Source organism: Micromonospora sp. TSRI0369 (assembly GCF_001905625.1).
Lineage (GTDB): Bacteria > Actinomycetota > Actinomycetes > Mycobacteriales > Micromonosporaceae > Micromonospora > Micromonospora echinospora_A.
Window position 1 is genome coordinate 244,871 of record NZ_LIVU01000001.1, and the last position, 26,461, is coordinate 271,331.

The 26,461-nt window shown below is 74.0% G+C and carries 23 protein-coding genes; 14 read left to right on the top strand and 9 right to left on the bottom strand.

The genetic code is table 11. The annotated features are described in order from the left end of the window. The gene (locus AMK25_RS01130) at positions 1 to 456 is read left to right on the top strand and encodes a gamma-glutamylcyclotransferase (RefSeq protein ID WP_030501227.1); all 456 of its coding nucleotides are present in this window, start codon (positions 1 to 3) and stop codon (positions 454 to 456) included. 74 nt (positions 457 to 530) lie between these two features. Here the strand turns inward: AMK25_RS01130 and AMK25_RS01135 are convergent, their stop codons facing one another. The 4 genes from AMK25_RS01135 to AMK25_RS01150 are packed head-to-tail and all read right to left on the bottom strand — an operon-like array spanning position 531 to position 3,878. Beyond that, positions 531 to 1,493, bottom strand: a complete 963-nt coding sequence (locus AMK25_RS01135; protein ID WP_073825154.1) for a GNAT family N-acetyltransferase — start codon at positions 1,491 to 1,493, stop codon at positions 531 to 533. Positions 1,494 to 1,535: 42 nt separating this feature from the next. Further along, positions 1,536 to 2,276, bottom strand: coding sequence for an SCO6745 family protein (locus AMK25_RS01140; RefSeq protein ID WP_073825157.1), 741 nt, complete (start codon positions 2,274 to 2,276; stop codon positions 1,536 to 1,538). Positions 2,277 to 2,319: 43 nt separating this feature from the next. Continuing rightward, positions 2,320 to 3,246, bottom strand: a complete 927-nt coding sequence (locus AMK25_RS01145) for a hypothetical protein (protein ID WP_073825161.1) — start codon at positions 3,244 to 3,246, stop codon at positions 2,320 to 2,322. A 2-nt stretch (positions 3,247 to 3,248) separates the two neighbouring features. After that, positions 3,249 to 3,878, bottom strand: a complete 630-nt coding sequence (locus AMK25_RS01150; RefSeq protein ID WP_073825165.1) for an MBL fold metallo-hydrolase — start codon at positions 3,876 to 3,878, stop codon at positions 3,249 to 3,251. Between the two features lie 124 nt (positions 3,879 to 4,002). Here AMK25_RS01150 and AMK25_RS01155 point away from each other — a divergent pair, with 124 nt between their 5' ends. Beyond that, complete coding sequence (locus AMK25_RS01155; RefSeq protein WP_073825169.1) at positions 4,003 to 4,983, top strand: DUF4349 domain-containing protein; 981 nt, start codon at positions 4,003 to 4,005, stop codon at positions 4,981 to 4,983. On the opposite strand, the gene AMK25_RS01160 is transcribed toward AMK25_RS01155, so the two are convergent. Both AMK25_RS01160 and AMK25_RS01165 read right to left on the bottom strand, forming a co-directional pair. Further along, positions 4,940 to 6,199, bottom strand: a complete 1,260-nt coding sequence (locus AMK25_RS01160) for an amidohydrolase (RefSeq protein WP_073825173.1) — start codon at positions 6,197 to 6,199, stop codon at positions 4,940 to 4,942. The two genes, AMK25_RS01155 and AMK25_RS01160, sit on opposite strands and share 44 nt — an antisense overlap. A gap of 597 nt (positions 6,200 to 6,796) precedes the next feature. Continuing rightward, a complete protein-coding gene (locus AMK25_RS01165; RefSeq protein WP_073825177.1) occupies positions 6,797 to 8,380 on the bottom strand; it encodes an acyl-CoA mutase large subunit family protein in 1,584 nt (527 codons plus the stop codon). A gap of 203 nt (positions 8,381 to 8,583) precedes the next feature. On the opposite strand from AMK25_RS01165, the gene AMK25_RS01170 reads away from it, so the two are divergent. Next, positions 8,584 to 10,599 (top strand): serine/threonine-protein kinase, encoded by a 2,016-nt coding sequence (locus tag AMK25_RS01170; RefSeq protein WP_073825181.1) that lies wholly within the window; start codon positions 8,584 to 8,586, stop codon positions 10,597 to 10,599. A gap of 49 nt (positions 10,600 to 10,648) precedes the next feature. After that, positions 10,649 to 12,313, top strand: a complete 1,665-nt coding sequence (locus AMK25_RS01175) for a phospho-sugar mutase (RefSeq protein ID WP_073825185.1) — start codon at positions 10,649 to 10,651, stop codon at positions 12,311 to 12,313. 86 nt (positions 12,314 to 12,399) lie between these two features. On the opposite strand, the gene AMK25_RS01180 is transcribed toward AMK25_RS01175, so the two are convergent. Together AMK25_RS01180 and upp are read right to left on the bottom strand one after the other, a co-directional pair. After that, positions 12,400 to 13,074, bottom strand: a complete 675-nt coding sequence (locus AMK25_RS01180) for a GOLPH3/VPS74 family protein (protein WP_073825187.1) — start codon at positions 13,072 to 13,074, stop codon at positions 12,400 to 12,402. Between the two features lie 100 nt (positions 13,075 to 13,174). Then, positions 13,175 to 13,807, bottom strand: a complete 633-nt coding sequence (gene upp, locus AMK25_RS01185) for a uracil phosphoribosyltransferase (protein ID WP_073825190.1) — start codon at positions 13,805 to 13,807, stop codon at positions 13,175 to 13,177. A gap of 136 nt (positions 13,808 to 13,943) precedes the next feature. On the opposite strand from upp, the gene deoC reads away from it, so the two are divergent. The 10 genes from deoC (at position 13,944) to AMK25_RS01235 (ending at position 26,054) form a co-directional block, all read left to right on the top strand. After that, a complete protein-coding gene (gene deoC / locus AMK25_RS01190) occupies positions 13,944 to 14,903 on the top strand; it encodes a deoxyribose-phosphate aldolase (RefSeq protein ID WP_030501215.1) in 960 nt (319 codons plus the stop codon). Positions 14,904 to 14,908: 5 nt separating this feature from the next. Further along, a complete protein-coding gene (locus AMK25_RS01195) occupies positions 14,909 to 16,339 on the top strand; it encodes an aldehyde dehydrogenase family protein (protein ID WP_073825193.1) in 1,431 nt (476 codons plus the stop codon). Next, positions 16,332 to 17,156 (top strand): aldehyde dehydrogenase family protein, encoded by an 825-nt coding sequence (locus tag AMK25_RS01200; RefSeq protein ID WP_073825197.1) that lies wholly within the window; start codon positions 16,332 to 16,334, stop codon positions 17,154 to 17,156. Before AMK25_RS01195 ends, AMK25_RS01200 begins: the two co-directional genes overlap by 8 nt. A gap of 956 nt (positions 17,157 to 18,112) precedes the next feature. Beyond that, positions 18,113 to 18,571: a BlaI/MecI/CopY family transcriptional regulator gene (locus AMK25_RS01205; protein ID WP_073825200.1), complete on the top strand. Its 459-nt coding sequence runs from the start codon at positions 18,113 to 18,115 to the stop codon at positions 18,569 to 18,571. Between the two features lie 9 nt (positions 18,572 to 18,580). Continuing rightward, complete coding sequence (locus tag AMK25_RS01210) at positions 18,581 to 19,486, top strand: M56 family metallopeptidase (protein WP_073825204.1); 906 nt, start codon at positions 18,581 to 18,583, stop codon at positions 19,484 to 19,486. Between the two features lie 102 nt (positions 19,487 to 19,588). Beyond that, a complete protein-coding gene (locus AMK25_RS01215) occupies positions 19,589 to 20,836 on the top strand; it encodes a cytochrome ubiquinol oxidase subunit I (RefSeq protein WP_073825207.1) in 1,248 nt (415 codons plus the stop codon). 12 nt (positions 20,837 to 20,848) lie between these two features. Further along, on the top strand, positions 20,849 to 21,856 hold the full coding sequence (locus AMK25_RS01220; protein ID WP_073825210.1) for a cytochrome d ubiquinol oxidase subunit II: 1,008 nt from the start codon (positions 20,849 to 20,851) through the stop codon (positions 21,854 to 21,856). After that, complete coding sequence (cydD, locus tag AMK25_RS01225; protein WP_073825213.1) at positions 21,853 to 23,526, top strand: thiol reductant ABC exporter subunit CydD; 1,674 nt, start codon at positions 21,853 to 21,855, stop codon at positions 23,524 to 23,526. The genes AMK25_RS01220 and cydD overlap by 4 nt, the downstream gene beginning before the upstream one ends. After that, positions 23,523 to 25,280 (top strand): thiol reductant ABC exporter subunit CydC, encoded by a 1,758-nt coding sequence (cydC, locus tag AMK25_RS01230; protein ID WP_073825216.1) that lies wholly within the window; start codon positions 23,523 to 23,525, stop codon positions 25,278 to 25,280. The genes cydD and cydC overlap by 4 nt, the downstream gene beginning before the upstream one ends. 90 nt (positions 25,281 to 25,370) lie before the next feature. Then, positions 25,371 to 26,054, top strand: coding sequence for a permease prefix domain 1-containing protein (locus AMK25_RS01235; RefSeq protein WP_073825219.1), 684 nt, complete (start codon positions 25,371 to 25,373; stop codon positions 26,052 to 26,054). A 52-nt stretch (positions 26,055 to 26,106) separates the two neighbouring features. Here AMK25_RS01235 and AMK25_RS01240 read toward each other — a convergent pair whose 3' ends face one another. Further along, positions 26,107 to 26,448, bottom strand: coding sequence for a PadR family transcriptional regulator (locus tag AMK25_RS01240; RefSeq protein WP_073825223.1), 342 nt, complete (start codon positions 26,446 to 26,448; stop codon positions 26,107 to 26,109). Positions 26,449 to 26,461: the final 13 nt, after the last annotated feature.

Consider the following 26,461-nt stretch of genomic DNA (forward strand, 5'->3'; position numbering starts at 1 on the left):
GTGCGTCTCTACGCTGCTTACGGCTCAAACCTGGACCCCGCCCGCATGCGCGCCTACTGCCCGCATTCGCCGATGGTGGGTACCGGCTGGCTGGAGGGGTGGCGGCTCACCTTCGCCGGCGAGGACGTCATCGGGTGGGAGGGCTCGGTCAGCACCGTTGTCGAGTCCCCGGGTGACCGGGTCTTCGTGGCCCTCTACGACATCCACCCGTACGACGCCGCGCAGCTCGACGAGATCGAGGGCGTGACCGCCGAGACGTACCGCCGGCTGACGGTGCGCGTCTCGACGCTCGACGGCGACGTGACCGCGTGGGTCTACGTGTTCGACGGTTACGAGGGCGGACTGCCCACCGCGTGGTACCTGTCGGAGCTGGCGAACGCCGCGGAGAAGGCGGGCGCGCCGGACGACTACGTCACCGAGCTGCGGTCCCGCCCCACCGGCACCGCGTCCGCGTAGCGCGTCTCCCACAGTGACAGTGTGCGCCGAGCGCCCCCGGGAGCGCTCGGCGACCCCGGGACGGGGGTGCGGGGTCACACCCGCGAGGCGGGCACGCTCCGCTCGTACATGTCGGCCCAGTGCTCCTCCACCAGCCCGACGGAGCGGTAGAGCGTGACCGGCGCGGTCGGGTTGGCCAGGTCGACGCCGAGCCCGGCCCCGGCGCGGCCCTTCGCCGCGTAGACCGCGAAGGCCCGGCGCAGCAGCGCCGCGCCCACCCCGCGCCGCCGGTACGCGGGCAGCACCGACAGCGTCCGCACCCACCCCCGGTCCTGGTCGAGCGCCTGGTCGGAGGACTGGAGCGCGCCGGCCGGCTCGCCGTCGACCTCGGCCAGGAACCACTCGTCCCAGACCTTGCCGTACGAGGGCAGCAGGTCCCGCCACCGCTCGAAGTCGAGCGGGTCATGATCGGGCGTGTCCCGGAACGCGGTGTCGTAGATCCGGTGGAACAGTCGCAGGTCGCTCTCGTCGTCGGCGCGCAGCGGTCGCACCGTCACCCCGGGCGGGGGCGCCGGCTCGGCGGGCAGGTCGGCGAGCGAGCGGCTCATCCGGATGTAGCGCTTGATCCGGGTGAACCCGGCCTCGGTCAGCTCTCCCGCCCAGCGGGTCTCCGGCGCGTAGACCCCGGCGCGGGCGGTGAGCGCGGGCAGCCCACGTTCGGCGGCCCGTTCGGCGACCCGCTCCAGCAGCCGGGCCAGCAGCGGCGCGCGCAGGTCGGCGCCGCGGTCGGGGTCGACGAGGACGTCCACCCACTCCCGGCCCACGCCGCTCGGGTTGGCCAGGATCGACCAGGCCACCGCCGTCCCGTCCGGGTCGGTGACCAGCCAGGAGTCCCGCGCCGGGTCGACGAACGGCGCGGTCAGCGCGGACCGCACGTCCTCGTCGTCGAAGTCGGGGTGGCCGACGGCGAACGTGTCGGCGGCGTGCACCACCGCCAGGATCGCGGGCACGTCGTCGAGGGTCGGGCGGCGGGCCGACCAGCCGGCGGGGAGCGTCACGGGCCAGATCCTGACAGCCTCACCGGCGGGTCCGCCTCCCATTTATCCGCGTCGGGCGCGCTGCCGCGCGGCGCCGAGCAGAACCAGCAGCTCCGCGCCCTCGGCCGCGCTCAGCACGCGGAACGCCGCCGACGCCAGGCGTTCGGTCACCGCCTCGGCCCAGAGCCGCCGGCGCACCAGCGGCCCGACCGGCGGGTACGGGGGCGCCCAGCCGCACGCGGCTGCTCCCGCCTCCCCCTCCGGCCCGGCCAGCACCGCCTCCAGCGGTGTCAGCCCGGCCGCGCGCACCGCCAGCAGGTACGCCCCGGCGAAGTGCTCACGCAGCAGCAGCATGCCGACCGCCGCCCGCGCGCCCGGCGACGGGTCGGGCACCGGCATGGCCCGCCAGGCGGCGAACAAGGGCATGCCGCTGCCGTCCGCCGCCTCGACCGCCCGGCCCAGCAGCGCGGCGAGCCGCGACGACTCGGCGCCGTCACCGAGCCGGGCCGTACCCCACCGGCAGCACTCGGCGAGGTTGGCGGTGGCCACCTCCAGCGGCGGGACGGTCCGCGCGGCGGCGTCCCAGCCGTCCGTGACCGCCTCCGGCGCGATGAAGCCCAGCGCCGCGGCGACCGTCTCGGCGCGGACGTCACCGAGCGCCCCGGCCCGCCCGGTGATGTAGAAGGCCCACCCGGAGATGCCGAGCAGCCGCGCCCGGCGCAGCGTGGACGGGCAGCGGTTGAACGCCTCCCCGAGTTCGAGCACCAGCGGTTTGCAGGCGGCGGCGAGTTGCTCCGGAGTCATCGACGGTCCATCGCCGTCAGTCCACCGTGGCCATTCATCACGCTCAGTCTGCCTGTTCGTCACCGGTGTCGGCATCCCCCTCTTCGGCGTCGAGCGCCTCCAGGACGGCTTCCACCTCGCCGGCCCGGCGGCGGGCGGCGGTGACCGCCCGTTCCGCGCCCCGGCGGGCCAGCCGGGCCCGGCTCAGCTCCTGCTCGGCCACCGCGCGGCGGCGCTCCAACTCGGCCAGTTCCGTCTCGATCCGGTCCAGCGTGGCGGCGCCGTCGCGCTCGGCCGCGTCCGCCGTGGCCAGCTCCTTCTCGGCCCGTTCCAGGTCCGCGCGGGCCCGGGTCAGCTCGCGGGTCGCGGTCCGCCGCCGCCCGGCCCGTTCGGCCCGCGCCGCCCGCTCGTCGCGGGCCCGTCGCGCGTCGGCCCGCTCGGCCGCCCGATCCGGTACGACGGGCGCCTCCTCGCCTCCGGTCACGAGCCGCAGTTGGGGGCGGGGCACCTCGCCGAACCCGGCGTAGTGGCTGGCCCGCAGCAGGCGTCCGGCGCGTACCTGCTCGGCCACCTCGATGTCGGCGAGCGCGGCGTTCAGTGTCGCCTCCACCTCGCCCAGCGGCAGCTTCCCGGCCGGCGGCGCGGCGGGTTCGGCGGCGGCCAGGCGGCGTACCTCGGCGACGAGCGCGCCCACGACGGCGCGCCGCTGCGCGGACAGTTCCCGCAGCGTGCCGCCGCGCAGGTCGCGTTGCGCGGCGCGCAGCGACTCGGCCAGCTGGGTCAGGTCGGCGACCAGCTCGGGCCGGCGGATGGCGAGCAGGTTGACCAGCCAGGCCGCCACTGTGGGCCGGCGCAGCTTGCCGATCTCCCGGGCGGTACGCGGGTCGCCGGACTGCCGCGCCTGCGCGACGGCGGCGTCCCGGGCCGCGACGAACCGGTCCGGCGGCGCGGCGTAGAGCCGCCGGATCACCTCCGCGGGCACCTCGGCCATGCTCAGGCGTCGATCCGGGTGCCCGGCTCCAGACGGCGGTAGTCGGTCTTGGACAACGCGGTGTACTGCCGGTCCAGCACGCCGAGGCCGTTGTCGTTGAGCAGCGCGTCGTGCAGCGCGTACGCCCGGCGCGGCGCGACCGCGCGGATGAAGTCGACCACCTCGGAGAACTTCGACCAGGGCGCGTGGATCGGGGCGAACAACGTGTCCACCTGCACGTCGTCGGGCACGAACAACGAGTCGCCCGGGTGGTAGACCACGTCGGCGAAGAGGTAGCCGATGTTCTGGATCACCGGGATGTCCGGGTGGATGACCGCGTGCTGCCCGCCGTACGCCCGCACCGGCACCCCGGCGACGGTGAACGACTGTCCGGGCTCGACCGTCACCAGCGCCTCGGCGGCGTCGCCGAGCACCCCGGCGAGCGACGCCGGGCCGTGCACCGGCACGGACCGCCGCTCCAGCGCCCGGGTCAGCGCGGGGACGTCCACGTGGTCCGGGTGCTCGTGGGTGATCAGCACCGCGTCCGCCCCGTCGAGCGCCTTCGGATCGCTGAAGACACCCGGGTCGACGACCAGCACCGCACCGTCGTGCTCCAGCCGCAGGCAGGAGTGGGCGTATTTGGTCACCTGCATCGTGACTCCTCGAATACCGAATCGTGATGTCCTCAGCGCAGTCTGCCGGAACCGGCGCGACCACGCGCCACGTCCGAGGTATCGGTCCCGACGCGCGGGGCCGTCGACGATCGGAGTACGGGGAATGGGCGGACGACGATTCCGGGGCCTTGCCCTGGTGGCGGTGGGTCTGGTCGCGGCGCTCGCAGTGGGCGGCTGCGGCGCGGACGCGGACAGTGGCAGCGACTCGGCCGAGCCGGCCGCGGACCGGGGCGCGGCGCGCGAGCAGCCCGCCGAGGGCGGCGCGGACGGCGACCAGGCCGCTCCCGGCGGCACCGGCGGCGCGGATCTGCGGGTCGACCAGCGGTCCATCATCTACACGGGGACGATGCAGGTCCGGGTGGACGATGTGGAGGCCGCGGCGCGGGAGGCGGTCACCGCGGTGACCGCGGCCGGTGGTTTCGTCGGCGGCGACCGGCGGACGAGCCGGTCCGCCGAGGCCCGGGCGACGCTGACGCTGCGGGTGCCGGCGGACAAGTTCGCCGGTGTGATCGACCGGCTCGCCGGCCTCGGCCGGCAGGAGCGCCGGGAGATCCGCACCGAGGACGTCACCGAGCAGATGGTCGACCTGGATTCCCGGATCGCCACCCAGCGGGCGCGGGTGGAGAGCGCCCGCAAGCTGCTCGCCCAGGCGAGTTCGGTGGACGAGCTGGTCCGGCTGGAGAACGAGGTGGGCACCCGTCAGGCGGACCTGGCCGCGCTGGAGGCACGCAAACGCCGGCTGGCGGACCTGACCTCGTTGTCCACCATCACCGTGACGTTGCTCGGGCCGGACGCCAGCACCGCCGAGGAGGAGGCCGATTTGGGCTTCCTCAGCGGGCTGGACGGCGGCTGGACGGCCTTCCGGGCCTCGGCCCGCATTGCGCTCACAGTGCTCGGCGCGGTGCTGCCCTTCGCGGTGGTGATCGGCGTACCGCTGTGGTTGCTGCTCCTGTGGCGCCGCCGCCGGCGGGCCCGGCGGACGCCGCCGCCCGGCCTGGGCGCGATGCCGCCGTTCCCGTCCGGGCCGGCCGGTGATCCGGTCAGCGCGCCGCCGCCAGTGCCCGCAGCGCGGTCTGGACCATGAGGCGTACGCCCGCCTCGATGGCGCGCTCGTCCACGTCGAACGAGGCCCGGTGCAGGTCCACGTTGGGCCCGCTCCGGCCCACGCCGAGGCGGGCGAGCGCGCCGGGCACGTGCTCCAGGTACCAGGAGAAGTCCTCGCCGCCCATGCTCTGCGGCGTCTCGGCGATGCCGTCGGGGCCGAACGCGGCGGCGGTGGCGGCGGTGAGCACGCCGATCGCGCGGGCGTCGTTCGTCACCGGCGGCCGGCCGCGCAGGTACTCCAGATCGACTGTGGCGCCGGTGGGCGCGAGCACGTCCCGCACCACCTGAGCCACGATCTTGGGCGCCTCGTCCCAGGTGTCGCGGTCCATCACCCGCAGCGTGCCGGCCGCGCACGCCTCGGAGGGGATGACGTTGTAACGGGTGCCGGCCGAGGCGTGGCCGAACACCAGCAGCAGCCCGCTGTTGGCCGGCACCCGGCGGCTGATCAGGGTCGGGACCTCGGTCACCAGCCGGCCGAGCGCGTCCACCAGGTCGACGGTCAGGTGCGGGCGGGCGGTGTGCCCGCCCGGCCCGGTGAGCCGGACGGTGACGTTGTCGGCGGCGGCGGTGATCGGGCCGACCCGCAGGCCGACCTTGCCCACCGGCAGGTTCGGGTCGCAGTGCAGCGCGAAGATCTGCGCCACGTCCTCCAGCCCGCCGGCCTCGATGACCTCCAGCGAGCCGCAGGGCAGGATCTCCTCGGCCGGCTGGAAGATCAGCCGCACCCGGCCGTCGAGCTGGCCGATGTCGGCGAGCTGGGCCAGCAGCATGCCGACGCCGAGCATCACCGACGTGTGCACGTCGTGGCCGCAGGCGTGGCAGACGCCGTCGACCGTCGAGCGGTACGGCACGTCCTTCGGGTCGCTGAGCGGGAGCGCGTCGATGTCGGCGCGCAGCGCGATCACCGGGCCGTCCGGGCGTCCGTCGATGTCGCAGATGACGCCGTTGCCCTTCGGCAGCAGGCGCGGCTTCAACCCGGCGAGGGACAGCTCGCGGTGCACCAGGGCGGCGGTCTCGAACTCCTCGCCGGACAGTTCCGGGTGGGAGTGAATGTGCCGGCGCGTTTCGATGAGGCCGGGTACGCGCAGTGCGAGGAGATGGTCGAGCTCGAAGGGCAGGGGCTGGGAACCGGTCGGCGCCCCGGGCCGGGACGACGCCAGCGGGCCACCGGAAGGCAGCGTCAACGCACTCGTCACGTCGAATTCTCGATCACTAGAGATGGATGGATCATCGGGTAGAACAGCAGACAGCCTAGACCTCCGGCGGTGACGCTGCGCAACATCTTTCGCGTAGCGGTCGGACCGCGCAGCGTCACGAATGCCCTGGTGGGAGGGCTCGATTATCTGCGGGACAGCAGGTAGATCACGGTCGGAGCCCGCCATCTGCGTCCCACCTCCTACAACGCGTAACCGTTTCAACGGCCACTAAAAACCGGGCCGTCGTTCCGAATTGTCGCATTAGTCGCGGCAATTAACTGCCGCTCGGACAATTGCGCGACAACTGTCGGCTGCCGGAAGACTCCCGACGGTGACATGACCGCCCGGCCGTCGACCGCACAGGCTGTCCGTCCCGTTCACCCGATCCGGTTTACCCGCATCGGCGAATCGCACACGCGCGGCACCGGACGCCACCGCCCGGCAACCCGCCGTGACCGGCCGGGCGCCGTCGCCCGGAAGGGGACCAACGGTACGCCTCACCGGCCCGGTCCGCCCAGGTCAGCCCGCTACCGGACGCACGACGGCGGCCCACGCCGGGCACCTGGGTGCGCCGACGGGACCGCCGTCGAAAAGCCGTCAGAACCGATCGCTCGGCCGGTAGATCCCCCACACCTCGCGCAGCGTGCCGCAGACCTCGCCGACGGTGGCCCGGGCGCGCAGCGCCTCCTTCATCGGGTAGAGCACGTTGGCGTCGCCCTCGGCGGCGGCACGCAGCTCCGCCAGCGCCCGCTCCACCGCGCCGGAGTCACGCTCGGCGCGCAGCCGGGCCAGCCGCTCCCCCTGCGCCGCCTCGATGGTCGGGTCCACCCGCAGCGGCTCGTACGGCTCCTCCTCGTCGATCTGGAACCGGTTGAGGCCGACCACCACCCGCTCACCCGAGTCGATCTCCTGGGCGATCCGGTACGCGGACTGCTCGATCTCCCGCTTCTGGAAACCGGCCTCGATCGCGTCCACCGCCGAACCGTGGTCGAAGACCCGGTCCATCAGCTCGGTGGCCGCCGCCTCCACCTCGGCGGTCATCGCCTCCACCACGTACGACCCGGCGAACGGGTCGACGGTGGCGGTCAGGTCCGTCTCGTACGCCAGCACCTGCTGGGTCCGCAGCGCCAGCCGGGCCGCCTTCTCGGTGGGCAGCGCGATCGCCTCGTCGAAGCTGTTTGTGTGCAGCGACTGGGTGCCGCCGAGGACCGCGCCGAGGCCCTGCACCGCCACCCGGACCAGGTTCACCTCCGGCTGCTGGGCGGTGAGCTGCACGCCGGCGGTCTGGGTGTGGAACCGCAGCATCATCGACTTCGGGTTCTTCGCGCCGAACTCGTCGCGCATCAGCCGGGCCCAGATCCGCCGGGCCGCGCGGAACTTCGCGACCTCCTCCAGCAGCGTCGTACGGGCCACGAAGAAGAACGACAGGCGGGGCGCGAAGTCGTCCACTGCGAGCCCGGCGGCGAGCGCCGCGCGGACGTACTCCACGCCGTTGGCGAGCGTGAACGCGACCTCCTGCGCGGGCGAGGCGCCGGCCTCGGCCATGTGGTAGCCGGAGATCGAGATGGTGTTCCACTTCGGCACCTCGGCCCGGCAGTAGGCGAAGGTGTCCGCGACCAGCCGCAGCGAGGGCTTCGGCGGGTAGATGTACGTCCCCCGGGCGATGTACTCCTTGAGGATGTCGTTCTGGATCGTGCCGTTGAGCGCCGCCCCCGGCACGCCGTTCTCCTCGGCCACGAGCTGGTAGAGCAGCAGCAGCACCGAGCCGGGCGCGTTGATGGTCATCGAGGTGGAGACCTTGTCCAGCGGGATGCCGCCGAACAGCGTGCGCATGTCCTCGATGGAGTCGATGGCGACACCGACCTTGCCCACCTCGCCGTGTGCGATCGGGTCGTCCGAGTCGTACCCCATCTGGGTGGGCAGGTCGAACGCGACGGACAGGCCCATCGTCCCGGCGCCCAGCAACTGGTGGTACCGCGCGTTGCTCTCGGTCGCGGTGCCGAAGCCGGCGTACTGTCGCATCGTCCACGGCCGGGAGGTGTACATCGTCGGGTAGACCCCGCGGGTGTACGGGAACTCACCCGGCTCGCCCAGCCGGTCCTCCAGGTCCGCCGGAAGGTCTGCCGCCGTATAGAGGCCCTGGATCGGGAAACCCGACTCGCTTGACCGCGCATCGCTCATTACCGGATGGTAGGACGCGCTGACCGCCTGGTGGGTGAGGGATACCGCACACCTGGCCACGGCGAACCACCGGAGGTGAGCGACCGGACACATACCGTCGAGTAGGTAAACGCCCGCCGCGTCGGGTTTCGCATCGGGCGTCGGAACCAGCAAGATAGAGGGGTTGTGTCCCAGCCCCCTCGATATCCCCCGGTGGCTTTTCTGTGACTCAGATTCCGACGTGGAGCGGCGGACCGGCCAGTCCCCCCACGGGACGCGCGGCGCCCGGCACCACCATCGGTGGTCGCTACTCGCTGCGCTCCCCCGTGGGCAACGGAGGCATGGGCACGGTCTGGCGGGCCACAGACACATTGCTGCGCCGTGACGTGGCGGTCAAGGAGGTCGTCCTCCCGCCGGGGCTCGCCCCGAGCGACCGCGACGCGCTCTACGAACGGACGCTGCGGGAGGCCCGCGCCGCCGCCGCGATCCAGCACCCGGCGGTGGTGCAGGTCTACGACGTGGTCACCGAGGGCGGCCGGCCATGGATCGTGATGGAGTTGCTGGACGCCCGCAGCCTCGCCGACATGGTGATCGAGGACGGGCCGGTCGCGCCGCGCGCGGTCGCCAAGATCGGGATCGCGCTGCTCGGCGCGCTCGAGGTGGCGCACGCCATCGGCGTGCTGCACCGCGACGTCAAGCCCGCCAACGTGCTGATCTGCTCCGACGGCCGCTGCGTGCTCACCGACTTCGGCGTCGCCCGGATGCCCACCGACGTGCAGCTCACCACGCCGGGCATGGTGCTCGGCTCGCCCCACTTCATCTCCCCCGAGCGGGCCATGGGCCAGGAGTTCGGGCCGCCCAGCGACCTGTTCTCGCTCGGTGTGACGCTCTACACAGCTGTCGAGGGCCGTCCCCCGTTCGACAAGGGCGACCCGATCGAGACCATGCACGCAGTGGTCGAGGACCCGCCCGCCACGCCGCAGCGCAGCGGCCCGCTCACCGGCGTGCTGATGGGGCTGCTGGAGAAGGACCCGGCCCGCCGGATGGACGTGCACCGGGCCCGCGCCAACCTGCGCGAACTGCTCGCCGGGCCGCTGACCAGCACCGCCACCGCCGTCAACTCGGTCACCGACCCGTACGCGGTGGTGCCGGTGCCGCGCCCGACCACGCCGTCGGCCATCGCGGCCGAGCCGAAGCCGGGCGGCCAGATCGGCGGCCGGGCCATGATCGGCCCCGAGGAGTCGCTGACCGACCGGCTCGCCGCGCTGCGCCGCGGGGAGCGGCCCACGGGCGAGAAGGCGGCGGCGGGCGACGCCGCGCTGGACGAGACCAGCGCGGACGCGCTGGCCGGCCCGCTGCACACCCCGACCGGCGCGATGTCCGGGCCCGAGGCCACCCAGCGCATCTCGCCGGACGCCACGGTCCGGCTCGGCCAGGGCGCCGGGGCGGACGCCACCCAGCAGGTGCCGACCACCCGGCCGGTCTACGGCCGTGCCGCCGACGCCACCCAGCCGGTGTACGGCGGCGGCAACCAGTGGTCGGTGCCCGGCACCGGCCAGCCGTGGACCACAGCGGCCACCGCGCCGGCCGCCGGTGGCGGCGGCGCGCTCGGCCCGGCCAAGGGCTTCCTCGGCCGGATCAAGGCGTGGCCGCGCAAGGTCCAGCTCGCGGCCGCCGGTGGCCTCGCAGTGGTGCTGCTGGTGAGCGTGATCGCGCTGACCAGCGGCGGCGACGAGACGCCACCGCCGATCGTGGGCACGCTGCCGTCGAACTCGGCCGCCGCCGCGCCCGAGATGCAGGAGCAGACCGTCAAGGGCGTGACCATCCAGGTGCCGAAGGGCTGGCAGCGGCAGACCGGCGGCCTCTACGTCGACTACGTCGACCCGGCCGACGAGGGCCGCAAGGTCCGGGTGATCGCCGAGCCGTGGGGCGGCACCTCGATCAGCTGGGCCGAGTTCGCCTCGCGGAACCTGAACAAGAACAGCGCCAAGAGCAAGTCCTGCCCCGCCCCCTACACCGAGATCTCGGTCTCCGAGCAGCCGCTCGCCGGGCAGACCGCGGGTCAGCTCGAATACACCTGCGGCGAGGGCGAGTCCATGCGCCACGGCATCTGGCGGGGCTTGGTCAAGGACGGCAAGGTCTACTCGTTCTACCTCTCCTCGACCGACGCGCGGTTCGCGGAGAGCAAGCCGATCTTCGACGCGATGGTCGGCTCGTTCCAGCTCACCGAGGCGAACTGAGTCGAGGCCGACGGCCAGTGGTGATCCGCCGCCGTGCTATCAAGAGGCAATGGCGGCGGAAACCACTGACCTTGACGACCTTCGCGTCCGAGCCGAGCGCTGGCTCGCCGACGACCCCGACCCGGCCGACCGCGAAGAGCTGCGCGCCGTCCTCGACGGGCTGCCCGACACGGCGGCCGACCTGGCCGACCGGTTCGCCGGCCCGCTGACGTTCGGCACCGCCGGGCTGCGCGGCCCGCTGCGCGCCGGGCCGAACGGCATGAACCTCGCCGTGGTCACCCAGGCCGCCGCCGGGCTCGTCCGCTGGCTCGCCGCACAGGGCGGCGAGGGCCCGCTGGTGATCGGGTACGACGCCCGCCGCGGCTCGCGTGCGTTCGCCGAGCGCACCGCGCAGGTGGCCACCGGGGCGGGCCGCCCGGCGCTGCTGCTGCCCGGGCCGCTGCCCACGCCGGTGCTGGCGTTCGCGGTACGGCAGCTCGGCGCGGTCGCCGGGGTGATGGTGACCGCCAGCCACAACCCGCCCCAGGACAACGGCTACAAGGTCTACCTGGGCGCGCAGCTCGGCGGTGAGCTGGGCGCAGGGGCGCAGATCGTGCCGCCCGCCGACGCCGGCATCGAGGCGGCCATCCGGGCCGTCGGCCCGCTCGCCGAGGTGCCGCTCGGACCGGCCGGGCAGATGCTCGGCGACGACCTGGTGACCACGTACGTGGAACGGGCCGCCGCCGTGGTGGACCCGACCGGGCCGCGGGACCTGAAGGTGGCGTACACGCCGCTGCACGGGGTGGGCGGCGCCGTGCTGACCGCCGCGTTCGCGCGCGCCGGGTTCGGGGTGCCGGGCGTGGTGCCGGAGCAGGCCGAGCCGGACCCGGCGTTCCCGACCGTCAGCTTCCCCAACCCGGAGGAGCCGGGCGCGGTGGACCTGCTGGTCGCGCTCGCCGACCGCACCGGCGCGGACCTCGCCGTCGCCAACGACCCGGACGCGGACCGCTGCGCGGTGGCGGTACGCGATGCCGGGTCCTGGCGGATGCTGCGCGGCGACGAAGTGGGCGCGCTGCTCGCCGATCATCTGATGCGACGCGGCGTGACCGGCCTGTACGCCACCACGATCGTGTCCTCGGCGCTGCTGCGGGCCATGGCGGCGGCCCGAGGGCTGCCCTACGACGAGACGCTCACCGGGTTCAAGTGGATCGTCCGGGCCGGCGGCGGCCGGGAGCCGCTGGCGTACGGCTACGAGGAGGCGCTCGGCTACTGCGTCGCGCCCGAGCACGTCCGCGACAAGGACGGCATCACCGCCGCGCTCACCGTCGCCGAGCTGGCCGCCGGTCTCAAGGCGGAGGGCCGTACGCTCCTCGACCGGCTGGACGAGCTGGCCGCCGAGTTCGGCGTGCACCACACCGAGCAGCTCTCGGTCCGGGTGGAGGACCTGCGGGTCATCGCGGACTCGATGGCGCGGATCCGGGCGGCCACCCCGGCCACCCTGCTCGGGCAGCCGGTGACCGAGGCGTCCGACCTACTCCCCGACGCGGACGTGGTGATCCTGCGTACCGGCGCGGCCCGGGTGGTGATCCGGCCCTCCGGCACCGAGCCGAAGCTCAAGGCGTACCTGGAGGTGGTGGAGCCGGTGACCGGCGGCGACGTGCCGACGGCCCGGCAGCGCGCGCGTGCCGCGGTCACCGAGCTGCGCAACGAGATCGCCGCCGCCCTCGGCCTCTGACCGGATGTAAGGAAGGGCCCCTTCTTAACGCCTGGCGTTAAGAAGGGGCCCTTCCTCTACCGGAGGCGTTAAGAGGGGGCCCTTCCTTACCGCTTGCCCAGGGCGGCGTCGACGGCCTGGCCCAGCGCGGCGATGACCAGGCTGATCGAGGGGCGCACCACGCTGTCGTCCAGGCTCACCGTGCCGGAGAACCCGGCGCCCGCGGCGATCTCCTCCAGGCGGCGCCCGGCGTCCTCGGCGGCCGGACCGGTGAGCCCGAGCGCCGGCTCCATCCGCAGCACCGCGACGAGCGTGGCGAGCGCGGCGGTCCGCTCGTCGGGGAGTTGCCCGCTGGTCAGCGCGTCGGCCAGGCGCTGCCGGATGTCCGCCTCGACCGAGGGGTCCGCCACCGGGTAGCGGTGCACGTGGATGAAGTCCAGCTCGGTCTCCTCCACGTCCCGGACCACGCCCCGCCCGCACAGGTCGGTGAGGATCCGGTCGCGCAGCCCGTGCCGCAGCCGCTGCACCCAGGACGAGGGTGTATGCGGGGTCTCTGCGGCGACCTTGGCGAGTACGGCGTCGGCGATCGGCTCACCGGTCGGCGCCGGATCGATCACCGCCAGGTTCCCGTCCGCGTACGCGAGCCGTCCGGCCAGGGCCAGCTCGACCAGCACCGCGGCGGCCATGCCCAGGTCAAGGCTGATCCGCGGCATGGTGGCCTTGCCGGTTTCGTCGTCGTACGCGAGGAGCAGCAGCTCTTCGGCGAGCGCAACACCAGTCATGGCCCGGAACGCTAGCGCCTCCCCGCACCCCCGCGCACCAACTCGCCGGGGCAGTCCGGTTCCCGGTGCGGAGGGCCGACCCTCCGCACCGGGACCGGCATCAGAAACGGGGCATGCCGCCGAACTGGCGGTCACCGGCGTCACCGAGGCCGGGGACGATGAACATCCGGTCGTTGAGACCCTCGTCGATCGAGGCGGTGACCAGGCGCAACGGCAGGCCGGACCGCTCCAGCCGCTCGATGCCGACCGGCGCGGCCAGCACGCAGAGCACTGTGATGTCGGTGCAGCCACGGTCGGCGAGCAGCCGGCAGCAGTGCTCCAGCGAGCCGCCGGTGGCGAGCATCGGGTCGAGCACCAGCACCGGCAGGCCGCTGAGGTCGCGCGGCAGCGACTCCATGTACGCGCGAGGCTCGTACGTCTCCTCGTCGCGGGCCAGGCCGACGAAGCCCATCGACGACTCGGGCAGCAGGCCGAGTGCGGCGTCGGCCATGCCGAGACCGGCCCGCAGCACCGGCACCAGCAGCGGCGGGTTCGCCAGCCGGCTGCCTTCGGTGGCGGTGACCGGAGTCTGGATCGAGTACTTCTCGACCGGGAAGGAGCGCGCGGCCTCGTACACCAGCATGGTGGTGAGTTCGCGCAGCGCGGCCCGGAACGACGACGAGTCGGTCCGGGCGTCCCGCATGGCGGTCAGCCGCGTCTGGGCGAGCGGATGGTCAATGACGGTTACGTCCACGATCGCTCAACCTACCGCTCCGCGGCCGGGCGCACGGTGGGTGCGGCCCGACCAGCGACCCCGCTCACGTACGACGCTCGCAACCCGTCCACCGTGACCAAGATCACAGGACTCGCTAGTGCGTACTATTCGGGGCATGACGGCGACAACGACGTCGGCCCGGTCGGATCTCTCCGAGCTGGGACGATCCGAGACCGCTCTGCGGACCTTCCTGCACGGCCTGCCCGGCGTGGACCAGGTCGGCGCGGAGCAGCGGGCGGCACAGCTCGGCACCCGCTCCATCAAGACCACGGCGAAGGCCGAGGCGATCGACCTGGCGATCCGGATGGTCGACCTGACCACCCTGGAAGGCGCTGACACGCCGGGCAAGGTACGGGCGCTGGCCGCGAAGGCACTGCGCCCCGACCCGGCCGACCCGAGCTGCCCGCACGTCGGCGCCGTCTGCGTCTACCCGTCGATGGTCCCGTACGTGGCCGAGGTGCTGCGCGGCAGCGGTGTGCACCTGGCCAGCGTGGCGACCGCGTTCCCGTCCGGGCAGGCCCCGCTGGAGATCAAGCTCGCCGACGTGCGGGCGGCCGTCGAGGCCGGCGCGGACGAGATCGACATGGTGATCAACCGGGGCGCGTTCCTGGCCGGGCGCTACGCCGAGGTCTACGACGAGATCGTGGCCACCAAGGAAGCGTGCGGGGACGCCCACCTCAAGGTGATCCTGGAGACCGGCGAGCTGGCCACCTACGACAACGTGCGGCGCGCCTCCTGGCTCGCCATGCTGGCCGGCGGCGACTTCATCAAGACCTCCACCGGCAAGGTGCCGGTCGCGGCGACCCTGCCGGTGACGCTGGTGATGCTGGAGGCGGTCCGCGACTTCCGCGCCGCCACCGGGCGTCAGGTCGGCGTCAAGCCGGCCGGTGGCATCAAGACCACCAAGGACGCGATCAAGTACCTGGTCATGGTCAACGAGACGGTGGGCGCCGACTGGCTGAGCCCGGACTGGTTCCGGTTCGGCGCGTCGAGCCTGCTCAACGACCTGCTCATGCAGCGCACCAAGCTGACGACCGGCGTGTACGCCGGCCCCGACTACTTCACCCTGGACTGAACGCGATGTTCGAATACGCACCCGCCCCCGAGTCCCGCTCGGTGGTGGACATCAAGCCCTCGTACGGGCTCTTCGTCGACGGCGCGTTCGTCGACCCGGCCTCCGGCGGCAGCTTCAAGTCGGTGAACCCGGCCTCCGAGGAGGTGCTCGCCGAGATCGCCGAGGCCGGCGCCGACGACGTGGACCGCGCGGTACGCGCCGCCCGGACCGCGTACGAGAAGGTCTGGGGTCCGATGCCGGGCCGGGACCGGGCCAAGTACCTGTTCCGGATCGCCCGGATCATCCAGGAGCGCTCGCGCGAGCTGGCCGTGCTGGAGTCGCTGGACAACGGCAAGCCGATCAAGGAGTCCCGCGACGTCGACCTGCCGCTGGTCGCCGCGCACTTCTTCTACTACGCGGGCTGGGCGGACAAGCTTCCGCACGCGGGTTTCGGCCCCGACCCGAAGCCGCTCGGCGTGGCCGCGCAGGTCATCCCGTGGAACTTCCCGCTGCTCATGCTGGCCTGGAAGATCGCCCCGGCGCTGGCCGCCGGCAACACAGTGGTGCTCAAGCCGGCCGAGACCACCCCGCTCACCGCGCTGCTGTTCGCCGAGATCTGCCAGCAGGCCGACCTGCCCGCCGGTGTGGTGAACATCGTCACCGGCGCGGGCGACACCGGCCGGGCGCTGGTAGAGCACCCGGGCGTGGACAAGGTCGCGTTCACCGGCTCCACCGAGGTCGGCCGCGCCATCGCCCGCTCGGTCGCCGGCACCCGCAAGAAGCTCACGCTGGAGCTGGGTGGCAAGGCCGCGAACATCGTCTTCGACGACGCGCCGATCGACCAGGCCGTCGAGGGGATCGTCAACGGCATCTTCTTCAACCAGGGGCACGTCTGCTGCGCCGGTTCCCGGCTGCTGGTGCAGGAGTCGGTGGCCGACCGGGTGCTGGAGTCGCTCAAGCGCCGGATGGCCCAGCTCCGCGTCGGTGACCCGCTGGACAAGAACACCGACGTCGGCGCGATCAACTCGGCCGCGCAGCTCGACCGCATCCGGGAGCTGTCCGACGCCGGGTCCGCCGAGGGCGCGGAGCGCTGGTCGCCGCCGTGCGAGCTGCCCGAGCGCGGCTTCTGGTTCGCGCCGACCATCTTCACCGGCGTCACCCAGGCGCACCGGATCGCCCGCGAGGAGATCTTCGGCCCGGTGCTGTCCGTGCTCACGTTCCGCACCCCGGCGGAGGCCGTCGAAAAGGCCAACAACACGCCGTACGGCCTGTCGGCCGGGATCTGGACCGACAAGGGCTCCCGGATCCTGTGGCTGGCCGACCGGCTGCGCGCGGGCGTGGTGTGGGCCAACACGTTCAACAAGTTCGACCCGACCTCGCCGTTCGGCGGCTACAAGGAGTCGGGCTACGGTCGCGAGGGCGGCCGGCACGGGCTGGAGGGGTACCTCAATGTCTGAGCGGGTCGCGGTACGCAAGACGTACAAGCTCTTCATCGGCGGGAAGTTCCCGCGCAGCGAGTCGGGACGGTCGTATCTCGTGCAATCGGCGAACGTGTCTCTTGCCTCCCGGAAGGACGCGCGGGACGCGGTAGTGGCCGCCCGCGCCGCGGTGAAGGGATGGGCCGGGGCGACCGCGTACAACAGGGGTCAGATCCTCTACCGGGTCGCCGAGATGCTGGAGGGCCGCCGCGAGCAGTTCGTCGCCCTGGGCGTACCGGCCGACGAGGTGGACGCCGCGATCGACCGCTGGGTCTGGTACGCGGGCTGGTCCGACAAGATCGCCCAGGTGTACGGCGGCGCCAACCCGGTGGCCGGCCCGTACTTCAACCTCTCGGCGCCGGAGCCGACGGGCGTGGTGGCGGTGGTGGCCCCCGAGACGCCGGCGCTGCTCGGCCTGGTGAGCGTGATCGCCCCGGCGATCGTCACCGGCAACACGGTGGTGGTGGCCGCCTCCCCGGCCGAGCCGCTGGCGGCGGTGACGCTGGCCGAGGTGCTCGCCACCTCCGACCTGCCCGGCGGGGTGGTCAACATCCTCACCGGCCGGCTGACCGAGACCGTGCCGACGCTCGCCTCGCACATGGACGTCAACGCGATCGACCTGACCGGCGTCGCCGACGCCGATCTGGCCGCCGACCTGGAGGTCAAGGCCGCGGAGAACCTCAAGCGGGTGCTGCGGCCGGCCCCGGCCGACCACGACTGGCACGCCGATCCCGGCGTCACCCGGATGACCACGCTGCTGGAGACCAAGACGGTCTGGCACCCCAAGGGCGTCTGACCGACGGCAGTCCGGTCCGGCCCGAAGTGGCGGCACACCCACCCGGGTTGCCGCCACTTCCCGTTCCCGCACTGGTGTCGATCCCACCGAGCAAGATCAACACTATTTCCCCGGATGTGGCCACATCAACCAGCCCCGGACGGCACCACCTCCCCGAGCCGGTGTTGACCTTGCCCCAACACCCCACCCCGGCCAGCAAGATCAACACCAGAACGGCGGGGTGGCCGCATCCACGCACCCCGATACCGCCAGCTCCCCGAACCAGTGCGGATCTTGTCCGGGCCCCCACCCCGAGCTTCAAGATCAGCACCAGCACGGCGAGGTGGTCGCATCAACCCGCCCCGAATACCGCCAGCTCCCCGAACTGGTGCCGAACTTGACCGGGACACTCGCCCGGATCAGCAGAATCAACACCAGAGCCCCGAAGTGCTCTGGCCTTGCCCCGACGCGCGCCCGAAGCCAACAAATCAACACCCACCCCTCGAAGTAGCTGCACCAACTAGCCCTAGACGGCACCACCTCCCCGAGTCGGTGTTGATCTCACCCGGGGCGCCACCCGGGACGGAAAAGATCAACACCAGCAGGCTGAAGCGGCTGCATCGAGCAGCCCGGGACGGCACCACCTCGCCGAGTCGGCGTTGATCTTCACCAGGGTGCGCACCGGGACGAGCAAGATCGACACCACCTCCCCGAAGTGACTGCATCAACCGGCCCCGGACAGCACCACCTCCCCGAACTTGTGTCGATCTTGCCGGCGAGCGCCCACCCGAGAACGGCAAGGTCGACACCGGCTTCCCCGGAAACGGCCCGGGCTCCCGGTCGGGAAGATCGACACCAGCACGCCGAGGTGGCTGGATCGACCCGCCCCGGACCGCACCACCTCCCCGAGCTGGCGCTGACCAGGGAGGACGACCGCGCCGGCGGACGGGATCTACTACCGGGGGTAGGATTGACGGGTGACTCGGCTGGGGGACCTTGAGCGTGCGGTGATGGACGTGCTGTGGGACGCGGCACCAGCCGCCTCGGGCGGTGTGACGGTGCGCGAGGTCGCCGACGCCCTGGACGGCCGGGAACTCGCCTACACCACTGTCATGACCGTGCTCGACCGGCTCGCCGGCAAGGGCATGGTGCAGCGTGAACGCGAAGGCCGCGCCTGGCGCTACCGCCCCGCCGCCACCCGTGAGGCGTACATCGCCCAGCTCATGCTCGAAGCCCTCGATCTCGGCGGCAGCCGGGACGCCGCACTCGTACGCTTCGCCCGCTCGGTGACCGGCACGGAGGCGGACGTGCTCCGCGCCGCGCTCGGCGCCGAGGCCGGGGCCACCGAACCCGCGACCGTCGAGGACGGTCCGACCGGCCGGATCGAGGACCCCCGGTCCGGCCGGCCGGCGCTCGACGAGGCGACGGACCGGTAGGCGGCCGCCGTGGCGTACGCCCTGCACTTCGCCGCGACCATTCTGGCCTGCTGGCTGACGGCGCAGGTCCTCGCCGCCGCGCGCTGGACGTGGCGCGCGCCCCGGGTGGCGATCCTGTGCTGGCAGGCGGTCGGGCTGGCGCTCGGCCTGTCGGCCATGGGGCTGCCGATGGCGCTGGGCCTCGACGTCTACGACCGGGCGACCGGGTGGGCGCTGGTGGCCCTCGTCAGCGACCTGGCCCACGGCACGCTGCCGGCCGGTGTGGGCGCGGTGCACCTCAGCCTGGTCGGCGTCGGTCTCGGCATCGGCGCGGTGCTGCTCACCACGACGGTACGCAGCCTGCACGGCGCGGTACGCGCCCAGCGCCGGCACCGCGAGCTGCTGCACCTGGTGGCCCGGCGTGACCCGACGGTGCCCGGCGCGCTGGTGCTCGACCATCCGAGCGCTGCGGCGTACTGCCTGCCCGGGGTGCGGCCCCGGGTGGTGGTGAGCGCGGGCACGCTCGACCTGCTCGATCCGGCCGAGCTGGCGGCGGTGCTCACGCACGAGCGGGCGCACGCGCAGGAGCGGCACGATCTGGTGCTGCTGCCGTTCACCGCGCTGTGCCGGGCGCTGCCCTGGTTCCGGTGGGTGCGGGACGCGCACGCACGGGTGGCGTTGCTGGTGGAGATGCGCGCCGACGACAAGGCCCGGGAGCTGCACGCGGACGCGCCGCTCGCGGGCGCGCTGCGCCGGTTCGCCGCCGCCGAGCACCGGGTGCAACCGGCCGGCACGCTCGGTCTCGGCGACCGCGACCTGGACGTACGGGTGCAGCGGCTGCTCGTCGCGGACCGCCCGCCGCGGGTGCTCGGCGCGATGGCGCTGGCCGTCGCCGGCACGCTCGTCTCCCTGCCGTTCGCCCTGTTCCTGAGCTGACCGGTCCCCTACGGGACTTCTCCGGGTTCGCGGGCCCTTATAGGTAGCGCCGCTACGTGTAGTTTTACTACGACAAGCGAGCCAACCTGTGGGAGGACGTCCGTGGACCCGCTGCTCCTCGCCCGCCTCCAGTTCGCCACCACCACCTCGATCCACTTCCTGTTCGTGGCGGTCACGATCGGCCTGGTCACGCTCCTGGTCGGCCTGCAGACCGCCGGCTTCCTGACCGGCAAACCGGTGTACGAGCGGCTGACCCGGTTCTGGGGCCAGCTCTACGTGATCAACTACGTGCTCGGCATCGCCACCGGCATCGTGATGGAGTTCCAGTTCGGGCTGAACTGGAGCGGGCTGTCGCGCTACGTCGGCAACGTGTTCGGGGCGCCGCTGGCCATCGAGACGCTCGTGGCGTTCTTCCTGGAGTCCACGTTCCTCGGCATGTGGATCTTCGGGTGGCACCGGCTGCGGCGCGGCGTACACCTGGCGCTGCTCTGGGGCGTGGCGATCACCGCGTACGCCTCGGCGTTCTGGATCATGGTGGCGAACGCCTGGCTGCAGAACCCGGTGGGGTACGAGGTCCGCGACGGCGTCGCCCACCTCACCGACTTCGGCGCGCTGCTCACCAATCCCACGTTCGGCATGGCGTTCGGCCACGTCGTCTCGGCGAGCCTGGTCACCGGCGGCCTGCTGATGGCCGCGGTCAGCGCGTGGCACCTGCTGCGGCGTACCACCGACTTCGCGCTGTTCCGCACCTCGCTGCGGCTCGGCCTGATCACCGCGGCCCTAGCGGTCAGCCTGCTCCAGGGCTTCGGCTTCGCCCAGTTCGGGCCGGTCACGCAGGTCCAGCCGACCAAGTTCGGCGGCGGCCCGGACCGCGACGCGCTCGTCGCCGACTGGACCGCGCGGTTCGGCCCCGGCGACTGGGATCCGCCGGTGCTCTCCAACGTCGGTCTCGGCTTCATGATCCTGATCGGTTTCACGCTCGGCGCCCTCTGGCTGCTGCTGCCGCTGCTCTGGCGCGACTGGATCATCCGGCTGCGGTTCCCGCTCTGGCTGATCCTGCTCGGCCTGCCGCTGCCGTTCGTGGCGATGCTGCTCGGCTGGATCGCCCGCGAGGTGGGCCGCCAGCCCTGGGCGGCGTACGGGCTGCTGCCCACCGCGCAGGCCGTGTCACCGGTCTCGCCCGCACTGATGCTCGCCTCGCTGATCGGGTTCAGCCTGCTGCTCGGCGCGCTCGCGGTGACCAACTGGACGCTGCTGGCCCGGCACGCCGCCCGCGGGGCGCACGACCCCGCCCTCGGCCGCCCGCCCGCGCCCGACACCGACCCCCACCACCAGCCCGTGCTCGTCTGAGGGAGCCCGCCCGTGGAACTCGCCTGGTACGCCCTGCTCGGCCTCTTCTTCGCCACGTACCTCGTGCTCGGCGGCTACGACTACGGCGTCGGCCTGCTGCTGGCCCGGCGCGGCCCGGCGCCGGGACCCCGGACCACGCTCACCGCGCTCGGGCCGTTCTTCCTCGGCAACGAGGTCTGGCTGGTGGCCGCCGTCGGCATCCTGTTCGGCGCGTTCCCCCGTCTGGAGGGCGAACTGCTCTCCGGCTTCTACCCGGCGGTGCTCGCCGCGCTGACCGGGGTGGTGCTGGTGACCGCCGGGGTGCAGTTGCGCAGCCGGCCCGCCTCCGAGGCGGCGCGCGCCGGCTGGGGCCGGGTGGTGGTGGTCGGCAGCGTGCTGGCCGCGCTCGGCTGGGGCGCGGTGCTCGGCGGGCTGCTCCAGGGCGTGCCGCTCGGCGCGGAGGGGCACGTGGTCGGTGTCGGTCATCTCGCCACCCCGTTCGTCGCCGCCGCCGCGCTGGCCCTGCTGGCGCTGGTAGCGGTGCACGGTGCGACATTCCTCACGCTGCGGCTGCCGGCCGACGACGCCCCGGCCCTGGCCCGGCTGGCGAGCGGCCTGGTGCCCGCCGCGCTCACCGCCGTCGCCTCGGCCACCGTCCTGGGCGTGCTCTCCGACCGGGTACGCGCCGCGGTGGCGCGCCCGGCTGTGGCCGTACTCCTGCCGTTGGCGCTCGTGGCGGTGCTGCTGGCGGCCCGCGCGGCGCTGCGGCGGGGCCGGGCCGGGGTCGCCTTCGCGGCGACCGCGGCGGCGCTGGCGCTGCCCGCGCCGCTGGTCGGGGCCGCGCTCTGGCCCCGGATCCTGGTCTCCACCACCGATCCGGCGGCCTCGCTGACGGTGGCCGAGGCGGCCGCCAGCCGACCGACGCTGGCACTGTTGGGATGGCTCGCGTTACCGCTCGTGCCGGCCCTACTAGGCTTTCAGGCGATGTGCTGGTGGGTGTTCCGGGGACGGATCGACGGCAGGGCACCGGTGTACTGGTGAGCCGCCGCCCGTTCGACCCGCGTCTGCTGCGTCGGGTCCCCGCGGCCCGGCGCGACCTCGCCGTGCTCGCGGCGCTGGGCGGCCTGACCGCGCTGCTGGTGATCGCCCAGGCCACCGCGCTGGCGACGCTGCTGGCCGCCGCGTTCGACGGGCGGCTGCACCGGCCGGCGCTGGCCGGGTTCGTGGCGGCGGTCGCCGGGCGGGCGCTGGTGAGCTGGGCACAGGGCACCGTGGCGGCGCGGGCCGCCGCGACGGTCAAGGCGGCGCTGCGCGCCGACCTGCTGGGCGCGGTCGGCCGGCACGGCCCCACCTGGGTCGCCGGGCAGCGGGCCGGGCAGCTCGCCACGCTGGCCGGGCGCGGCCTGGACGCGCTCGACCCGTACTTCACCGGCTACCTGCCGCAGCTCGTGCTGAGCGTCACGGTGCCGGTGGCGGTGCTGGCCCGGATCGTGTTCGCCGACTGGAGCTCGGCGCTGATCATCGCGCTCACCATCCCGCTCATCCCGATCTTCGGCGCGCTGCTGGGCTGGCAGGCGCAGGCCGCCACCGAGCGGCAGTGGCGGCGGCTGTCGCTGCTCGGCGGGCACTTCCTCGACATGGTGGCCGGGCTGCCCACGCTGCGCGCGTTCGGCCGGTCCAAGGGCCAGGTCGACGTGGTACGCCGGATGGCCGACGGCCACCGCGAGGCCACCATGAAGACGCTGCGGATCGCGTTCCTGTCCGCGCTGGTGCTGGAACTGGTCGCCACGCTCTCCGTCGCGCTCGTCGCGGTGCCGGTCGGCATCCGGCTGCTCGGCGGCGGCCTGACGCTCTCCACAGCGCTGCTGGTGCTGCTGCTCACCCCGGAGGCGTACCTGCCGCTGCGGGCCGCGGGCAGCCGGTTCCACGCCAGCATGGAGGGGCTCACCGCGCTGGACGAGGCGCTCACGCTCTCCGACACCGGCGCGCCCGCCGCGGCCGAGCCCCGGCGTCCGGCGCCGGGTGGCCGGGGTGAGATCCGCTTCGAGGGCGTGAGCGTCGCGTACGACCGGACCACCGCGCTGCGCGACGTCACGCTGACCGTCCGGCCCGGTGACCGGATCGCCGTCATCGGGCCCAGCGGCGCGGGCAAGAGCACGCTGCTGAACCTGCTGCTGGGCTTCGTCACCCCGACCTCCGGCCGGGTCACCGTCGACGGCGTCGACCTGGCCGAGGTCGACCTCGACGCCTGGCGCCGTGAGCTGGCCTGGGTGCCGCAGCGGGCGCACCTGTTCGCCGGCTCGCTGGCCGACAACATCCGCCTCGGCGCCCCGGACACCCCTGACGACGCGCTGGCCGCCGCGGTCGCCGACGCCGCGCTGGACGAGGTGGTGGACGCGCTGCCCGACGGGCTGGACACCCGGCTCGGCGAGCGCGGCCACGGCCTGTCCAGCGGGCAGCGGCAACGGGTCGCGCTGGCCCGCGCGTTCCTGCGGGACGCGCCGATCGTGCTGCTCGACGAGCCGACCGCGCGGCTGGACAGCGCCAGCGAGGCGGTGGTGCTGGACGCGACCCGGCGGCTGGTCGCCGGACGTACCGCGCTGCTCGTGGCGCACCGGCCCGCGCTGCTGGCCGACGCCGACCGGATCCTGCGCGTCGAGGACGGCCGCGTCACCGAACTGCACCCGACCGGCCCGGCGGTGACCCGATGATCCCCGTCTCCCCCGCCCGGCCCGGCGCCGAGCGGGCGGTGCTGCGCCTGGCCGGGCCGTACCTGAGCCGGCTGCTCGGCGCCGGCCTGCTCGCCGCCGCGACCGAGTTCGCCGGCCTGGCGCTGATGGCCACCGCCACCTGGTTGCTGATGAGCGCGGCCGGCCGCCCGCCGCTGGACCGGCTGACGGTGGCCATCGTCGCGGTCCGGGCGCTGGCGGTCAGCCGCGGCGTGCTGCGGTACACCGAACGGCTCGCCGGGCACGACGCCGTCCTCCGCATGATCACCGACGTCCGGGCGCGGGTGTTCGCCACGCTCGCCGCCCGGCGCGACGCCGGCCGCCGTACCGGGGACGCGCTGAGCCGCCTGGTGTCGGACGTGGAGGCGGCTCAGGACCTGCTTCTGCGCGTACTAGTGCCGGGAGCGGCGGCGGCGGTGGTCAGCGTGCTCGCCGTCGGCGTCGCCGCGCTGATCTCACCGCCAGCTGCCGGTGTGCTCGCGGTCGGCCTGCTGGTGGCCGGCGTGGCGCTGCCCGCGCTCGCCACCCGGCTCACCCGTCGCGCCGCCGACGAGGTCGCCCCGCTGCGCGGCGCGCTCGCGGTGGACGCGGTCGACCTCACCCACGGCGCCGCCGACCTGGCCGCGTTCGGGGCGACCGGCGCCGCGCTCGCCGCCGCCGAGGGCCGGGCCGGACGGCTGGCCCGGCTGGAGCGCCGGCTCGCCGCGACCGGCTTCGCGGTGGACGCGACTGGCGTACTCGTGGGTGGCCTCACCGCCGCCGCGGTGGTCGCAGTCGCGCTGCGGGCCGGGGTCGGCGGGGTCCTGGTGGGTGTCCTCGCGGTCGGGTCGCTCGCCGCCGTGGAGGTGGCCCTCGCGCTCGTCGCGGCGGCCCGCCAGCGGGCCCAGCTCCGGACCGGGCTGGCCCGGGTGGCCGACCTGCTGGCCGAGCCCGCCACCGCGGCGCCGCGGAGCGAGCCGGAGCCGGCGATCGACGGCCACGACGTGGAGTTCGCCGACGTGACGGTCCGCTACCGGGCCGGGGCCGCCCCCGCGCTGGCCGGGTTCGACCTCGACCTGCCGGCCGGCCGCCGGGTGGCGGTGGTCGGGCCGAGCGGCGCCGGCAAGAGCACGCTCGCCGCCGTGCTCACCGGCGCGGTACGCCCCGACGCCGGCCGGGTCACAGTCGGCGGCGCGCCGGTGGCCGGGATCCCGGACGAGCGCCTGCCCCGGGTGGTCGGCGGCCTCCTCGCCGAGGCGTACGTCTTCCACGCCACCGTCCGGGAGAACCTGCTTCTCGGCCGTCCGGACGCCACCGAGGCGGACCTGGTCGCCGCCACCCGGGCGGCCGGCCTGCTGGACTGGGTACGCGAGCAGCCCGAGGGCTGGGACACAGTGGTCGGTGAGCAGGGCGGTCAGCTCTCCGGCGGGCAGCGGCAGCGCCTCGCGCTGGCCCGGGCGCTGCTGGCCGCCCCGCCGGTGCTGGTGCTCGACGAGCCGACCGAAGGGCTCGACCCGGCGGCTGCCGACGCGGTGCTGGACTCCGCGCTCGCCGCCACCCCGGCCGGGCACTCGGTGCTGCTGATCAGCCACCGGCTCAGCGGCCTGGCCGGGCTGGACGAGATCGTGGTGCTCGACGGCGGCCGGGTCGTGCAACGCGGCCGGCACGACGAGCTGGTGGCACGTCCGGGCTGGTACCGGGAGCAGTGGCTGCGGCAGCAGACGGCCGAACGCGGCTACCTGGCGATCACCCCGTAGCGCCCCGGCCCCGCGTGCGCCGGGCGGCCCTGAATCCGATCGGGGTTTTCCCCGACGCGGCAGCCGGTCCTCGATGGCAGGCTTGTGCGCATGCGGGTCCATGACGAGGCAGTGGTCGACCGGCGGCTGCGCGAGTTGTCCGGGCGGTTGTACGGGCCGGACCGGCTCAAGACCGACCTGCTGACCGAGACGCGGCACGCGCTGGAGGACGCCGTCGAGGCGTACCGGGAGGGGGGCCTGCCGCGCGCGGAGGCGGAGCGGCGGGCGGTCGCCGAGTTCGGCAGCGACCGGCAGCTCGTGCCGGAGTTCCAGGCCGAGCTGGCCAGCGGGGCGCTGCGCGGGCTGGCGCTGCGCACGCTCCTGATCTCGGTGGTGCTGATCGCCGCCGGCGACCTGACCTGGCAGGGGTCGAGCTGGAGCGGCGGTCCCCCGCCGCCGGCGAGCTACCTGCTGCTCTCCGCCGGGCTGGACGTCATCTGGGTCGTGGTCGCCGCGCTGGCCCTGGCCGCGTTGCTCGTCGGCCCGCTCACCGCCCGGTGGGGGTCGCCCCGGCTGGTCCGTCCTGCCCGGCTGATCGGTTTCGGTCTGACCGGCGCCCTGGCGCTCGGTGTGGTCGCCGGGGGCGCGCTGTTCGGCTGGTCGGTCGGGCTGTGGGACGCCGCGCTCACCTGGCCTCCGATGATCATCGGGGCGACGGTGGTCTCGGCGGCCTGGTTCGCCCTGGTCCGGGCCGCCCGCTGCTGGGTGCTCGCCGAGCGGCGGCTGGCCGGCTGAGTCGCCGGCCGCAGTGGCCGGCCCACGGCCCGGCCGGTTCGGTCGGCCGGGGTCAGGCCGGCGCCGTGGGCGGCCCGTCCGCCCCGAGGAACCGGCCGACGGTGGCGCTGAACTCGCGCCAGCCGGCCCGCTCCCCGGCCAGCGCCCGGCCACCGGCCTCGGTCAGCTCGTAGGTGCGGCGTTCCCGGCCGTTGACGGTGCTCCACGTGCTCGCCACCAGCCCGGCCCGCTCCAGCCGGCGCAGCGCCGGATAGATGGTGCCGGTGGGCAGATCCAGCGTCCCGCCGCTGCGGGCGCGCAGCGCCTCGATGATCGCGTAGCCGTGCCGCGGCCCCTGTTCCAGCACGGCGAGCAGCAGCGCGTCGAGGTGTCCGTGCAGCGCCTGCGCCTTCATGCGTAGCAACGCT

What these genes read in the sequence shown, in the direction of transcription:
- AMK25_RS01140 (WP_073825157.1), bottom strand. Translation starts at nt 2,276, where the DNA reads ATGACTCCGGAGCAACTCGCCGCCGCCTGCAAACCGCTGGTGCTCGAA.
- AMK25_RS01145 (WP_073825161.1), bottom strand. Translation starts at nt 3,246, where the DNA reads ATGGCCGAGGTGCCCGCGGAGGTGATCCGGCGGCTCTACGCCGCGCCG.
- AMK25_RS01150 (WP_073825165.1), bottom strand. Translation starts at nt 3,878, where the DNA reads ATGCAGGTGACCAAATACGCCCACTCCTGCCTGCGGCTGGAGCACGAC.
- AMK25_RS01155 (WP_073825169.1), top strand. Translation starts at nt 4,003, where the DNA reads ATGGGCGGACGACGATTCCGGGGCCTTGCCCTGGTGGCGGTGGGTCTG.
- AMK25_RS01165 (WP_073825177.1), bottom strand. Translation starts at nt 8,380, where the DNA reads ATGAGCGATGCGCGGTCAAGCGAGTCGGGTTTCCCGATCCAGGGCCTC.
- AMK25_RS01175 (WP_073825185.1), top strand. Translation starts at nt 10,649, where the DNA reads ATGGCGGCGGAAACCACTGACCTTGACGACCTTCGCGTCCGAGCCGAG.
- AMK25_RS01180 (WP_073825187.1), bottom strand. Translation starts at nt 13,074, where the DNA reads ATGACTGGTGTTGCGCTCGCCGAAGAGCTGCTGCTCCTCGCGTACGAC.
- deoC (WP_030501215.1), top strand. Translation starts at nt 13,944, where the DNA reads ATGACGGCGACAACGACGTCGGCCCGGTCGGATCTCTCCGAGCTGGGA.
- AMK25_RS01195 (WP_073825193.1), top strand. Translation starts at nt 14,909, where the DNA reads ATGTTCGAATACGCACCCGCCCCCGAGTCCCGCTCGGTGGTGGACATC.
- AMK25_RS01200 (WP_073825197.1), top strand. Translation starts at nt 16,332, where the DNA reads ATGTCTGAGCGGGTCGCGGTACGCAAGACGTACAAGCTCTTCATCGGC.
- cydC (WP_073825216.1), top strand. Translation starts at nt 23,523, where the DNA reads ATGATCCCCGTCTCCCCCGCCCGGCCCGGCGCCGAGCGGGCGGTGCTG.
- AMK25_RS01235 (WP_073825219.1), top strand. Translation starts at nt 25,371, where the DNA reads ATGCGGGTCCATGACGAGGCAGTGGTCGACCGGCGGCTGCGCGAGTTG.
- AMK25_RS01240 (WP_073825223.1), bottom strand. Translation starts at nt 26,448, where the DNA reads ATGAAGGCGCAGGCGCTGCACGGACACCTCGACGCGCTGCTGCTCGCC.